12 protein-coding genes are annotated in these 13,190 nt (G+C 61.7%); 2 read left to right on the forward strand and 10 right to left on the reverse strand.

Features of this window, described 5'->3' with window-relative positions:
- Positions 1-36: 36 nt before the first annotated feature.
- Both PHO31112_RS01435 and PHO31112_RS01440 read left to right on the forward strand, forming a co-directional pair.
- Positions 37-1,542, forward strand: coding sequence for a M81 family metallopeptidase (locus tag PHO31112_RS01435; RefSeq protein ID WP_150618854.1), 1,506 nt, complete (start codon positions 37-39; stop codon positions 1,540-1,542).
- Entirely contained in the window at positions 1,503-2,441 is a 939-nt protein-coding gene (locus tag PHO31112_RS01440; protein WP_246177611.1) for an IclR family transcriptional regulator, read from the forward strand. The genes PHO31112_RS01435 and PHO31112_RS01440 overlap by 40 nt, the downstream gene beginning before the upstream one ends.
- A gap of 32 nt (positions 2,442-2,473) precedes the next feature.
- Here PHO31112_RS01440 and PHO31112_RS01445 read toward each other — a convergent pair whose 3' ends face one another.
- From PHO31112_RS01445 to PHO31112_RS01490, 10 genes are all read right to left on the reverse strand, one after another.
- Positions 2,474-3,928 (reverse strand): NAD-dependent succinate-semialdehyde dehydrogenase, encoded by a 1,455-nt coding sequence (locus PHO31112_RS01445; RefSeq protein WP_150618855.1) that lies wholly within the window; start codon positions 3,926-3,928, stop codon positions 2,474-2,476.
- Positions 3,929-3,936: 8 nt separating this feature from the next.
- On the reverse strand, positions 3,937-5,391 hold the full coding sequence (locus PHO31112_RS01450) for an NAD-dependent succinate-semialdehyde dehydrogenase (protein ID WP_150619240.1): 1,455 nt from the start codon (positions 5,389-5,391) through the stop codon (positions 3,937-3,939).
- A gap of 199 nt (positions 5,392-5,590) precedes the next feature.
- Positions 5,591-5,911 (reverse strand): NIPSNAP family protein, encoded by a 321-nt coding sequence (locus PHO31112_RS01455; RefSeq protein ID WP_150618856.1) that lies wholly within the window; start codon positions 5,909-5,911, stop codon positions 5,591-5,593.
- Complete coding sequence (locus tag PHO31112_RS01460) at positions 5,901-7,475, reverse strand: bifunctional 3-(3-hydroxy-phenyl)propionate/3-hydroxycinnamic acid hydroxylase (RefSeq protein ID WP_246177613.1); 1,575 nt, start codon at positions 7,473-7,475, stop codon at positions 5,901-5,903. The genes PHO31112_RS01455 and PHO31112_RS01460 overlap by 11 nt, the downstream gene beginning before the upstream one ends.
- A gap of 69 nt (positions 7,476-7,544) precedes the next feature.
- Positions 7,545-8,423 (reverse strand): alpha/beta fold hydrolase, encoded by an 879-nt coding sequence (locus PHO31112_RS01465; RefSeq protein ID WP_150618858.1) that lies wholly within the window; start codon positions 8,421-8,423, stop codon positions 7,545-7,547.
- 23 nt (positions 8,424-8,446) lie between these two features.
- Positions 8,447-9,052, reverse strand: a complete 606-nt coding sequence (locus PHO31112_RS01470; RefSeq protein WP_150618859.1) for an amino acid synthesis family protein — start codon at positions 9,050-9,052, stop codon at positions 8,447-8,449.
- 94 nt (positions 9,053-9,146) lie between these two features.
- Positions 9,147-9,665: a VOC family protein gene (locus tag PHO31112_RS01475; RefSeq protein WP_150618860.1), complete on the reverse strand. Its 519-nt coding sequence runs from the start codon at positions 9,663-9,665 to the stop codon at positions 9,147-9,149.
- An 18-nt stretch (positions 9,666-9,683) separates the two neighbouring features.
- Positions 9,684-10,721, reverse strand: a complete 1,038-nt coding sequence (locus PHO31112_RS01480; protein ID WP_150618861.1) for a WD40/YVTN/BNR-like repeat-containing protein — start codon at positions 10,719-10,721, stop codon at positions 9,684-9,686.
- An 18-nt stretch (positions 10,722-10,739) separates the two neighbouring features.
- Positions 10,740-11,552, reverse strand: a complete 813-nt coding sequence (locus PHO31112_RS01485) for an SDR family oxidoreductase (RefSeq protein WP_150618862.1) — start codon at positions 11,550-11,552, stop codon at positions 10,740-10,742.
- Positions 11,553-11,605: 53 nt separating this feature from the next.
- Positions 11,606-13,174 (reverse strand): acetolactate synthase large subunit, encoded by a 1,569-nt coding sequence (locus tag PHO31112_RS01490; protein WP_174995460.1) that lies wholly within the window; start codon positions 13,172-13,174, stop codon positions 11,606-11,608.
- Between the last annotated feature and the right edge of the window lie 16 nt (positions 13,175-13,190).

The following is a 13,190-nucleotide window of genomic DNA, read 5'->3' on the forward strand; positions in this document are numbered from 1 at the left end:
CTAGTCAGAATGACTCAGGAGAACATGACCTTGACCATGGAACGAACCCCTGTCCGGTTTGCCGTCGCCGGCATCATCCACGAGACCAACACCTACGCGGCCGAATTCTCCGGCATGACACCGTTACGCGCGTTCGAGCAATACTGGCACGACGCGATTCCCGTCGCCTTCGAGGCGTCCAACCATCAGGTTGGCGGCTTCATCGAAGGCGCGCGCCAGGCGGGTGTCACGCTCGAATACACGTTTGTGGGACAAGCCACGCCGTCCGGCACGATCGAGGCGAGCGCCTATGCGTCGATGAAGCACGAGATCCTCGAAGGCATCCGTGCGAAGCTGCCCGTCGACGGCGTATTGCTGGCGCTGCATGGCGCAGGGGTTGCACACGGCACGGAAGACGTCGAAGGCGATCTCGCCACTGCGCTCAGAGCGCTTGTCGGCCCCGGCGTACCCATCGCAGCGGTCTATGACCTGCATGGCAACTTCACGGAGGAAATGCGCAGCGCTTGCGACATCACGCTGCCCTGCAAGCTATACCCGCACACAGACTTTTTCGACCGTGGCGTAGAGGCCGTCGAGTTGTTGACACAGATCCTCGACGCACGTCTGAAACCCGTCGTTGCGATGCGACGCCTGCCGATGCTGCCCTACATCGTCACCACGCAAGACGGCTTCACGCCGGCGCTCGTCAACGACCTTTGCGCACGGCTCGCGCAGCAGGAAGGTGTGGTGGATTGTTCATGGTTTCATGGGTTCCCGTATGCGGATATTGCCGCCCCGTGCCCCACGGTCGTGTGCACGACGAACGGGGACGCGAAAAAGGCTCAGGCTCTGGCGGACGAAGTCGCCGATTGGATCTGGAACCATCGTGAAGCGTTTCGCCCGTCTTTCCCGTCGCCCGCCGAAGGCGTCGCCACGGCGCTCGCTGCCGCCGTCGGCCCCATCGTCGTGAACGAATATGCCGATAACCCCGGCGGCGGCACGCCCGGCGACGGCACACATCTCTTGCGCGCGTTGCTGTCGGCCCGCCCGGCGCCGGGAACCGCCTGCTTTGCTTCCATCAACGACGCCGCAGTGGTCGCACAGGCACAAGCAGCAGGTGTTGGCGCCACGATTCGCGTATCGCTGGGCGGCAAGCTGGGCCGCTACCAAGGCCAGCCCATTGAAGCCGACGCCTACGTGAAGTCGATCACCGACGGAAAGTTCGTGAACCGGCCCGGCGCCATGTTCGCGGGCGTGCGATTCGATCTGGGGGCGATGTGCCGGCTCGTCATCGATGGTGTCGATGTCATCGTGGCCTCGCGCTCGGAGCAGATCTACGACATTGAGCCGTTCGCGCTTCACGGTCTCGACGTCAGTGAGCACCAGATCATTGCGTTGAAGGGAGCGAACCACTTCCGAGCCTACTACCAGCATCTGGCGAAGCAGATCATCTCGGTGGATAGTGTGGGCTTGAGTACGGCAGACATTACGTCGTTCACGCGGGAACGTCTGCAAGGTCAGTATTGGCCGCTCTCGGATGCCGCGCAGTTTCAAAGCAGCTGACGGCGAAGAGGCAAGGAACGTCGATCAAATACCGGCGTCCCGCCGGAAAATCGTCTGCCAATGAAACGGAAGCGCATCTCACGGCGAGCGAGCTGCGGACTTGCATTTGTCCCGGCTATCAGGAAAATACCCTCAGAGTATTTTCCACCCACCGTTCAATCACGGATTTCGCCATGTCGAGCCTTACCAAGATGCTGTCGGTTCTGGACGTCTTCTCGTCATCGGAAAGGTCGATGACCGCTGAAGCCCTCGCCGAACAGCTAGGCTTTTCCCGAACGACCTGCTACCGGTACGTGAAGGAACTGGCATCGGTGGGCCTCCTGGTCAGTCACAACGGTGAATACACGCTCGGGCCTCGCATCATTCATCTCGACTACAACATGCGTCGCTCCGACCCGATGCTCAAAGCGGCGGAGCCTGTGGTGCAAAAACTGGTTCAGGTCACCGGTGGGACGGGGTTGATTTCCACGCTCTACGACGAAGAAATCATCAACGTTCTGCACGAGAATGGCATGGAAGACCTCCAGCTCGGTTTCGGCCGCGGACGCATCATGCCCCTTTTTCAAGGGGCGTCGTCAAAGGTGATCGTCGCGGCCATGTCACGGCCTCGACTGAAGCGCCTGCACGACCGGCACAAGGAATCGATGGGCGACTTCGAGGACTGGACGCTGTTCTGGCGCCATTGTCAGCACATCGTCGAGACCGGCTATGCCATATCCCGAGGAGAATTGGACGCCGGGCATGTCGGTATCGCCGCCCCCATCGTCTCTGCATCCGGAGGGGACGTCACGAGCAGCGTCTCACTCATCTTCCGCCCCGAGCACTTTGTCCTCTTCGACGAACATGCCATCGGGAAGATACTTCGCGAAGCCGCCGCCCGTATTGGCGAAGCGACCTGACGGCGGAGGGCACGCTCGTGCCCCCTTCTCCCTCAGACGCCAATGCAAAGATACTTGGTCTGTACGTAGTCCTCGATACCGTACTTCGACCCTTCCCGCCCCATCCCCGACTGCTTCACTCCGCCAAACGGCGCAACTGCGGTACTGATTAGTCCCGTGTTGATGCCGACCATGCCGTATTGCATTCGCTCGGCGACTCGCCAGACACGGCGCAGGTCGTTGGCATAGAAGTACGACGCCAATCCATACTCGGTGTCGTTGGCAAGTGCAACGGCATCGGCCTCGGAATCGAACGCGTAAAGCGCCGCCACCGGTCCAAATATCTCTTCGCCTGCAATCGACATTGCTGGCGTCACGTCCCGAAGCACTGTCGGTTCGTAATAGGTTCCCCCCAGACGGTGCGGCTTCCCGCCGACGGCGATCGACGCGCCGTGCTCCACGGCGTCGGCAACCAGCGCCTGAACCTTGTCCATCGCTGCCGCATCGATCAAAGGCCCCTGCACCACGCCAGCGTCGAGTCCATTTCCGACGCGCAGCTCGGCGACGGCACTCGCCAGCTTCTGCGCAAACTCATCGTAGACGCGACGCTGAACCAGGAAGCGGTTCGTACACACGCAGGTCTGCCCGGTGTTTCGGTACTTCGAGGCAATCGCGCCCTGGACTGCCGCGTCGATATCAGCGTCGTCGAAGACAATGAACGGCGCATTCCCGCCCAATTCCATGGACAGCTTCTTGAGCGTCGGCGCGCACTGCGCCGCCAACTCCCGTCCGACTTCCGTCGACCCTGTGAACGACAGCTTATGTACGAGCGGATTGGACGTCAGTTCCGCGCCAATCCTGGCTGCGCTTCCCGTGACAACATTGATAACGCCAGACGGGATACCGGCTCGTTCGGCAAGGACTGCGAGCGCCAAGGCTGACAGCGGTGTCTGGGACGCCGGCTTGATAACCACCGTGCAACCGGCGGCCAGCGCGGGGGCGACTTTCCGCGTAATCATCGCCGCGGGGAAATTCCAGGGCGTGATTGCAGCGCAAACGCCAACCGGCTCCTTCAGGACGACGACCCGCTTGTCTTCCCAGGGGGACGGCACCACGTCTCCGTAAATGCGGCGCCCCTCTTCTGCAAACCACTCGATATACGACGCCGCATAAGCAATCTCGCCACGCGCCTCGGCCAAGGGCTTTCCTTGCTCCAGCGTCATCAGTGTCGCCAGGTCGTCCTGGTTCTCCATCACCAGCGTGAACCAGCGACGCAGCAACTGGGCGCGAACTTCTGCCGTCACGTCGCGCCACGTCTGGAATGCGGCGTGCGCAGCGTCAATCGCCCGGCGGGTTTCGCTCTGTCCCGCACGCGGTACGCTTCCCAGCACCGTTCCATCGGCGGGGTTCGTGACGTCGAGCGTATGCCCGTCGTCGGCGTCAACCCATTGCCCTCCGATAAAACACTTCGACTGCTGTAGAGAGATGTCGTTAAGCTTCATATTCATTGCTTCGCTCATGAATGCATTTGCGTGACGAATTTGGTGACCAGGTAGCCATCGAACGTCTCGGTTCCCCCTTCACTACCCAAGCCACTGTCTTTGATGCCACCAAAGGGAATTTCCGCGGGCCCCATACCGAAATGGTTGATGTTCACCATGCCAGCTTCCAACTCCCGGCTAATCTTGTGCGCGTACCGCGCGGAATCGGTGAACGCATACGAGGCAAGCCCGAAGGGCAGCCGGTTGGCTTCGGCCAGTGCTTCGTCAATATCCTGAAACGGCACAATGCCGACCAACGGACCAAACGGCTCTTCATTCATCAGGCGGCTTTCCGGAGGCGGCGCCAAAATCACCGTCGGCTCGAAGAAGTGCCCCACGGCCTCGGGGGAACGTCCGCCGGTGGCCACCTCGGCGCCGTGGGCTTTGGCATCCTCCACGAACCCGGTCATCGCGGTAAGTCGCCGGCCGTGGGCAAGCGGCCCCATGGTGACCCCGTTCGAAAGCCCGTGACCGAGTTGAATCTTGCGCACCTCGTCGACATACTGGGAGACAAAGTCCGCGTACACGGCGCGCTGAACGAAGAAGCGCGTCGGCGAGACGCAAACCTGTCCGGCATTGCGAAACTTGTAGGCCGCCAGCATGGTTGCGGCGCGCGCCACATCGGCGTCTTCGCAAACGATGACCGGTGCGTGCCCGCCCAATTCCATCGTCATGCGTTTCATCTGGCCAGCCGCGAGCGCCGCCAGGTGCCGCCCGACGGGCACCGACCCTGTGAACGAAATCTTGCGCACGATCGGAGATTCAATGAGCTGCGTCGAAACTTCGGATGGCTCGCCCCAAACGATGTTGAAGCAACCATGGGGAAGCCCCGCGTCGTGGAAGGCGCGGGCAAGCGCCACGATTGCGCTCGGAGACTCTTCCGGACCTTTCAACACGAGCGTGCAGCCGGACGCCAATGCGGCCGCCACCTTCCGAAGCGCCTGATTGAACGGGAAGTTCCAGGGCGAGAATGCCGCGCACACGCCCACGGGTTCGCGCAGTACCGTCTGTTGTACGTCAGGATTGCGGGGCGGTACCACGCGACCGTAGATTCGACGCCCTTCTTCGGCATGCCAGTCCAGATACTCGGCTGACGAAAACACTTCGGCAACGGCCTCGTGTAGTGGTTTGCCCTGGTCGAGCGTGATGCATCGGCCAATGTGACTGGCGCGCTCCCGGATGAGTCGCGCAGCCTGACGCAGGATGTCTGAACGCACCAAGGGCGATTCACGCTTCCACCTCGCAAATGCACGCTGGGCTGCGAGAATGGCGTCGTCGATATCGGCGCGCTCCGCAAGCGGCAGCTCGCCAATCACCATCTCCGTCGCCGGGTCATAAACGGGTAGCGACCGCCGCGAGCCAGCCCCGATGAATTTGCCGTCGATATAGAGAGACAGCGGCACATAGGCGGTATCCGGCTCATATGGCAGCCCGAAGAACGTCTGTCCGCTCGGCGCCTGTGCTGGGGATTCATTCACTGCTAGTACCTCTCACCTTTGAAACGGCCACTGACACGTTCCACGTAACGCTTCAAACCCGGGCATTCTTCCGACGTCGCCATCTCTCGGTGAAAAGGCCCTCACCTCGGCGCCTCGATGCGGCAACGTGGAAGAATTCGAACAGCGCTGGTTAGAGAGCCCGAGGCTCCAGGCCGATTTCCTGCCGGAGAATCTGGTTCTCCTGCCTGACGAGCAAATGTCGAACCTTGCTGCGGAACACCTTGAAACGCTCGTCCGCCATCAATTCGGCACGACGCTCGCTTCGCTGTTGCAGCGATTCGAACGGCCAAAAGTAGACGAGTTGATTCAGCATCCCGACCTCGGTCGTGTAGCACCCGAGCATCTTTCCGAGAATCCGCTCCTGCGACTCGCGGCCAAACTCTGCGTAAAGCCGCAGGTATTCGGCAACACCGCCCGGGACTAATGTGTAAGTTCGTTGTTCAAGCAACATTTCCCAACTCCATCGCCGGCGATCGCACCTGCGGGACAAATTCTCCGAATGCTTTGGAAAGCGCGGACAAATCGGACGGCTGGCACTGGCCCGCGACATAGCGGTCGGGACGCACGAGCGCGACGCTCTGACCTGAGGCCTCAAACCAATCGGCCAGGGCGTTATCGACATCCTCTACACACTCGGTACCGAACGCGCTGCAGACCCGTCCTTCCCTTGAAGCGCCACTACGGGAGCGCTGGACTTGCACGAATTTCACGCCCAGCGACGCCCACCGTGCCCGCTCCTGAGGACTGAGGGCCGACTGCGGGTCATGTCGCCACCCGACAATGGCGAACCAGGGGCCAAGCACGTCATCGAGCTTGCGGCGCACGCCACCGGCCGTCTCGACGTCCGGCTGGACCATCATTTTTCCGAGCATCGGCGATTGCCCCGTGACCAGCACGCCGTTCGTGTATCGAGGCATGGGCTTGAAGCGCATCTGCAAAACGTAGTTCCGCAGACCGGGGGCAAACCTGGCGAGACTGAAGAAGCTATCGCGCAAGAAAGCGACCGAGCGGCTTGTCGGCATCAGCATCGCCCCGAAGGTGTCTGCCAGATCGATCATCGCGCGCGCATGGTCTCGCCGCTCGGAGTCGTATGTCCGCAGCACGCCTGGCGCCAGCACCCCCTTGATGACGGCAGCGACCTTCCACGCGAGATTGCCAACGTCCCGCAGGCCGGCGTTCAGCCCCTGGCCAATCCAGGGCGGTGTCAGGTGAGCCGCATCGCCAATCAGGGCAACGCGCCCCACCAGGAATCTATCGGCCACACGCGAGTGATGCGTGTAGGTGCGCGCCCGCACAATCTCCAGTCGCTCGACGTCCTTGACATACGGCGCGACCAAACGACGAATGGACTCCGGTTGGGCAATTTCGTTTTCGTCTTCGTGCGGGAAGACAAGAAACTCCCAACGGCGGTAGTTGAACGGCAGGTAGATGCAGACGTTCGGACGTCGCGGATCGCAATTGAGCGCGGTACAAGGTTGCTCGAGGTCAGCGTTCTTGACGTCCACCACGACCCATTTGATCGGGTGCGTTGTCCCTTCGAGCTTTACGCCGAGCATCTCCCGCATGGGGCTTCGCCCGCCATCGGCAGCGACAACATAATCCGCCTCAAGCGAATACGTTGAGCCGTCGTCACGTTTGACCGTGAGTGTCACACTGCTATCGTCCTGGGCGATCGCCGTGACTTCTTCACTGGTGCGAAGCGAGACGTGCGGATAGCGCGCGAGCCCCTCCCGCAACGTCTTTTCCGCCAGTTGCTGCATGAAGATGTTTCGACGCCACCACCCGAACTCCCGGACGGTCGGTCGAATGTCGGCGAAGCACTCGCCATTTGCCTTGTACATCCGTAGCGGCACGTTCTGAATCATGTCGCGCGCAAGCTCGTCGGCAAGTCCTGCCGTCTGGAAAAGGCGAAGCGCCTCGTCGTCCATGCCGACCGCGCGCGGAAATTCAACGATGGCCGGCGTCTTCTCTATCACGACGGTGTCGATGCCGTACAGTCCGAGCATGTTCGCCATCGCTGCGCCGTTGGGTCCCGCGCCTACAATGGCGACCGACGTTCTTTGAGATTTTTCTTCACTCACTTTTCAGTTCCCCTTCCGCCAAACGGCGTCGTCCAGGCGGTCGAGCCAGTCGCCAAGCACTCGATTGAATACATCGAGTTGGTCGTCGTGGACGTAATGCGTCGCACCGGCGATGCGGGTCGCACAGAGGTTCGGGTTGACCAGCGCCATTTCGTTCAGCGTGGTCTCCGATAAGAAATCCGAGTCCCCACCGCGCATGACAAGGGCTGGCGCCTCCAGGGAGGTCACATACGGCCAGAGGTCCACCAACTGCGCCGGGCTCGCATTGACCCGGGCGACGGCAATTCCCGCCGCGTCGTGCCGCCAGACAACCCGTCCGTCATCGCTCGTCTTCAAGGAGTACTTCACCCGGGAGTCGAGCGCGGCTTCCGAGATGTTCGGTCGCTGGCGTCGCCAGAACGCCCTGGCAGCCGCCCAGGACGGGAAAGCATCGGGAGTCGCTTGCAGCTCACGCTTGATTCGTTCGGAGCCTTGCGAACTCGCGGACGCTCCCGGCCCCATGTCTTCAATGACAAGGCCAGCGAGCAGGTCGGGGCATTCCCCGGCGTATACGAACGCATTCGCACCCCCCATCGAGTGCCCGACAAGGACGAAGCGGGTGAGCCCGAGCGCGTTCACCATGGCTTTCAGGTCACGGACGTAAGCGCTGGCGTAGTAGTCCCGCTTCGGATCCCAATCGCTCATCCCGCGCCCGCGTTGGTCGAGTGCGATGACCCGGTAGCGGTCGGTCAGCGTAGCGGCCACCGGCTCCCACGTGTGGGCATAACTGCGCAGGCCGTGAAGCATGACGATTGGCGGAGCATCCTCTGCCCCCCAACTGACATAGCGCAAGCGCAGGCCATCGCTCTCAAGCCAGCCTTCCTTTGCAGGTAGCGTGTTCATGCTCGACTCGCTCGATCGTGCGATTAGACGAGACCGTCTTTGCCGACGATCTCGCTGGCCTTGAGGCCGCCAAGGCGGGCATGCAAGCGGCCACGCGTAGCGAAAGCGAAGATGACGAGCACTTCGTCCGCGTTCGGTGCGTCGGGGAAAAGGCACGTCACGGTGTCGTAATGCGAGCGCACATAGAGCGCGTCTTTGTGGGCCAGCGGAACATCAATGACGGTATTGATAGGGCCGCGCTTGCCGCTGGACGGAACCCACGATTTGCCACCGCCCAAAGCTGCGCGAATCGGCTCGGCGAAAATCGACGTCAGAAACGCGTTGCCGTGCTCGTACTCGCCGTCGGTGCCGACCAGACAGGCCTTGCCATAGCTTTCGATCTTGCGCCCGGCAGCCAGCGCCTCGATGCGACGCGCAAACTCGACACCCAGCGCAGGCGAAGGCTCCACCAGTGCATCGAGGTTCTGACTGAATCGACCCGCATACGGGTTATGCACCGCAGCGGCAATCACAATCTTGCGAAGTGGTTCGCCGTCGGCGAGTTCACCGGTCTCGTTGGCCAGCGAATCCTCAATTTGGGTGTACCACTTACGGATATGGAAGCCTTCGAAGTTGGCGGCTTTGCTCATGGGGAAATCTCCAGCGAATAGGGTTGGTATTTGTTGCCAGGCAGGTCTTCCTGCGGCGTGCCGAAACCGGTGGCGCAGGAAGACCGCAAGGGTGTCAGTCGAAGATCGGTTCGAGTTGGGTGGGGTCGCTCGGCGCGTTGTACTCGTTCAGAACGCGCTTCCCTTCCTCGTCATCGGTGACCGTTTCACAGAAGAACTCGAGGCGGTTTCCATCCGGGTCGTTGAAGTACACGCCGATACCCACTTTGTGGTCGGTAATCTTGACGATGGGCACCTTGCGGCGAATGAGCATCCCGTACAGGCGACGCAGCTCGCGAAGGTCACCGGCAATTTCCAATCCGTAGTGCTGCAGGCCGATGGTGCCGATCTCGGCGTCGGATACCGCACGAATCAGAGCGATGTCGTGGTGCTTCTGCCCGAACGACATGAATACCCATTGTTCCGCCCGGGCCGTCTGCGTCATGCCGAGCACATCGGCATACCATTTCCCGGATTGGATAGGGTCACGCACGAACAGCGAAAGGTGCGTGCGCTGAACACGCGGTTGACGCATCGGCAGGTTGTTGATGTTCGCCAGGTCTGCGCGAAGCAGCGTCTCTTCAGGCAAGGTCATCACGGCAAGTCTCTCCGGTCAGTGAGTCGATTGGGCGTGAGCGACAAGGGGCGCCTCAAAGGGGGTCCACGCAACCGCAGTGATTTCGCTGAAATCGCGCCACTCCTTCTCCCAGCGGCGACCGCCATCACGCGAGCGGAACAGATGCCCGTACTTGGTGCCGGCGTAAATCAACTCGGGTTGCGCTGCGTTGACACCGATCGCCCAGAACGTGGAGTTGGGGGGCGACGCAAGCGCCATTTCCGACCACTCGTATCCACGATCGGTCGAGCGATAGATTCGGGTTCTGCTCCCGGGCGTTCCGTCGCCCACCGCCATGAGCAGGTCGCCGTCAGGCTGTGCGAGCTGGGTGACGGTGCGCGTGTAGTACAAACCATCGAATCGGTCGCGAGAGAGCTTCCCGTCCCAGGTCACGCCGTCGTCTTCGCTGATGTAGACAGCATTGACCGTCAGCAACAGAGTCGTCTTGGGTTGGTGTTGGGTCGCACTCAGCACCGTAATGGCGTGAATATCGCTGTTACGAATCGCCGTGCCGGGACCATCCACGCGAACCCAGGACGCGCCGGCATCGCGGCTTCGCCAGGCGCCCCCCTCTTCGACGCCAAACCACACGTTGTTGGCGTCGTCGGGCTCGACACAGATGGTCAGCAGGCGTGGGCGGTTGACCCCTTCGCAGAACTCGGGAATTTCCGGCGGGAGCTTCTCCCAGGTTTGCCCGGCGTCAGTGGACTTGAAGATTCCCGCACGGGAAGGGGCGCCAGTGCCGGCGTACAGAACGCTGGAATCGTGCGGGTCGATGGCGATCGACCAGACCGTTTGCCCGTTGAGCGCATTCACGGGGCGATGCCAGTGAGCGCCGCCATCATCGCTGATGCACAGGCCGGCATCCGCACCGGCGTAAATCCGGGCGGGATTGCGCGGGTCCACCACAAGCGAGCGGACGATGCCGTCGAACTCGATGGGTTCTTTCAACCCCAGGCGATGCCAGGTCTTGCCGTCGTCGTTGGAACGCAGGATGCCTTGCCCTGCGGTGGCAACCAGTACGGTGGCGCTCATGTGGAAAATCTCCTTGAATCAGATAAAAATGCCGCGCGTCAGACCGCCGTCGCAACCAATGGATTCGCCCGTAATCGAGCCCGACTTCGGCGAAGCGAGGAAGGCGACGATCCAGCCCATTTCCTCAGGCTGCAACACCCGGCGAATCGGCGTGACCTTGACGTAGTTGGCCTCGACTTCGGCAGCCGTCAGCCCTTGCTTTTGGGCTTCCTTCTCGTAAAGCTCGTGGATATGCGGCGTCTCGACGACACCCGGGTGAATCGTGTTCACGGTGATACCGTGCGGACCCAGTTGGTCGGACAACGTCTTCGTCAGGTGAACAATGGCGATGTTGCGCATGCCGGAAAGTTGCTTGCTACCGCGACCGGTCAATCCACCGATATTGATGATTCGACCGAAACCGTTCTGACGCATGTAGGGAGCCGCAGCCTTAGCACAACGCATGTAGCCGACCACCTTGATGTCGATGTCTTGCAGCAGCCCCTGCGGGTCGGCGTTCTCAAGCTCGGTGCGAACCAACCCCCCCGGGTGAGCCGCACCGTTGAGCAAGATGTCGAGACGTCCGAATTGGGCGACGTGCGCGGCCATTGCCTTCTCGATAGACGCCATGTCGGTGGTATCGACGCTCTGCGGCAGAACCTGCCCAGCCGCGCGCCCCAGACCGGCGAGCGCTTCACGAATCTCGCTCGCGGCAACCTCCAGGTGCTCCATGCGCCGGGCGGCTATGGTGACGTTCACGCCTTCGCGAGCCAGTTCTAGGGCAACAGCCTTGCCGATGCCCATGCTGCCGCCCGTGATGAAGGCGGCCTTTCCGTTGAGTTCCAGGTTCATAGCTAAGTCGGATAAGTCAGGATTTCAGAGAGATGCCGAGCACTTCGATAGCGCTACGGAAGGCACATTTCGATGAGGCACGGGCCGTCGGTGTGGGCGAGCGCCTTTTCAATCGCGAGCACGAGCGCTTGCGTCGTCGCCGCACGCTGGGACGGCACGCCGTACCCTTTCGAAAGGGCTTGCCAATCGATTGCGGGGTCGTCCAGCAACGTCAGGCGCTTCGAGTTCGGCGCGTCAGTAGGCAAACCGCTTCGGTTGAGTTCGGTTTGCAAGATGCCGTATCGCTTGTTCGACGTGATGAGCATCACGATCGGTAGCCGCTCTCTAGCCATCGTCCAAAGCGATTGAATCGTGTACTGAGCGCTGCCATCGGATTGCAACGCGAAGACACGGCGCTCCGGGCAGGCCACTGCTGCACCGAGCGCCACCGGCAAGCCTTGGCCGATAGCGCCACCGGTGTTGGTCAGGATGGTGTGACGCGCGGCACGTGCGGAGGCCGTCACGAACGGATAACCACACGTGCCACCTTCCACGGAAACAATGGCGTTTGCGGGAAGTGCGTTGGAGAGGATTCGGCCAACGGCCTGCGGCGTGAGGTCGCCGTCGGCAACCTCCCAACGTTGGGCTGCGACACCGGCGACGGGGTGATGTCCAAGGTCCAGTTCGAGGGCGAGCGACTCAAGGGCTTCATCGGCTGCCTCGCCGGGGGTCGCCAGCGTGACCATGTCGCCGGGCGCCGCCAGTTCGCTGGGGATGCCCTCGTAGCCGAAGTACGTAATAGGTGCGAGCGCGCCGGCGAGCACAACCTTGCGAGCGTCGAGCGCGGAGAGTGCGGGCTCGGGGAAATACGGCAGGCGATCAATGTCGGGGAGCCCACCGCCGCGCTCCGTGCGCGCCGGGAACGTTTCGCTGTAGCAGCGCGCGCCTGTCGCCGCCGCGATGCGGGCCGCCGCTTCTTGTCCGCGTGCCGAAAGCGCCCGGTCCCCCATCAGAATGACAGCGGGCGTGCCGCTTTGAAGCAGCGCAGCGACTTCAGAGACACGCGTCGGTTGAAAGCCTTTCGCCGGTGTCTCGGATGCCTCGACTTGTTGCAAGGCATCGACACTCACTGCTTGCAGGTCGACGGGCAATACGAGTGTTGCGACACCACGAGTACCGTCGCTGCCCATGGCAGCAGCTATCGCATCCAAGGTGTCCCGCGCCAGATCGCTCTGGTCAGCCACACTGCGATACCACACGGAAACGGGACGGGCCAGCGACTCGATATCGGACGTCAGCGGCGCATCGTATTTCACGTGTGCTCGCGTATGGTCACCGATGATGTTCAGAATCGGCGTACGCGCGCGCCGAGCGTTGTGCAAGTTGGCAATCCCATTCGCGTGCCCCGGCCCGAGATGCAACAAGGTCATCGCAGGCTTCCCGGCCATCCGGCCGTATCCGTCGGCGGCTCCCGTACAAACGCCCTCGAACAGCCCGAGGATGGGACGAACACCGTCCACCATGTCCAACGCACCGACAAACGGCATTTCGGTGGTGCCGGGGTTTGCGAAACATACGTTGACACCAGCCGCTCGCGCGGCCTTCAACACCACACATGCACCATTCTGTTGTTGAAAGTCCATTTCCGGGATTTCCACC

This window comes from Pandoraea horticolens (genome assembly GCF_902459555.1).
Taxonomy (GTDB): Bacteria; Pseudomonadota; Gammaproteobacteria; order Burkholderiales; family Burkholderiaceae; genus Pandoraea; species Pandoraea horticolens.

Coding starts and splice junctions, on each gene's coding strand:
- PHO31112_RS01435 (WP_150618854.1), top strand. CDS start 37: ATGGAACGAACCCCTGTCCGGTTTGCCGTCGCCGGCATCATCCACGAG.
- PHO31112_RS01445 (WP_150618855.1), bottom strand. CDS start 3,928: ATGAATATGAAGCTTAACGACATCTCTCTACAGCAGTCGAAGTGTTTT.
- PHO31112_RS01455 (WP_150618856.1), bottom strand. CDS start 5,911: ATGTTGCTTGAACAACGAACTTACACATTAGTCCCGGGCGGTGTTGCC.
- PHO31112_RS01460 (WP_246177613.1), bottom strand. CDS start 7,475: ATGGCGAACATGCTCGGACTGTACGGCATCGACACCGTCGTGATAGAG.
- PHO31112_RS01465 (WP_150618858.1), bottom strand. CDS start 8,423: ATGAACACGCTACCTGCAAAGGAAGGCTGGCTTGAGAGCGATGGCCTG.
- PHO31112_RS01470 (WP_150618859.1), bottom strand. CDS start 9,052: ATGAGCAAAGCCGCCAACTTCGAAGGCTTCCATATCCGTAAGTGGTAC.
- PHO31112_RS01475 (WP_150618860.1), bottom strand. CDS start 9,665: ATGACCTTGCCTGAAGAGACGCTGCTTCGCGCAGACCTGGCGAACATC.
- PHO31112_RS01480 (WP_150618861.1), bottom strand. CDS start 10,721: ATGAGCGCCACCGTACTGGTTGCCACCGCAGGGCAAGGCATCCTGCGT.
- PHO31112_RS01485 (WP_150618862.1), bottom strand. CDS start 11,552: ATGAACCTGGAACTCAACGGAAAGGCCGCCTTCATCACGGGCGGCAGC.
- PHO31112_RS01490 (WP_174995460.1), bottom strand. CDS start 13,174: ATGGACTTTCAACAACAGAATGGTGCATGTGTGGTGTTGAAGGCCGCG.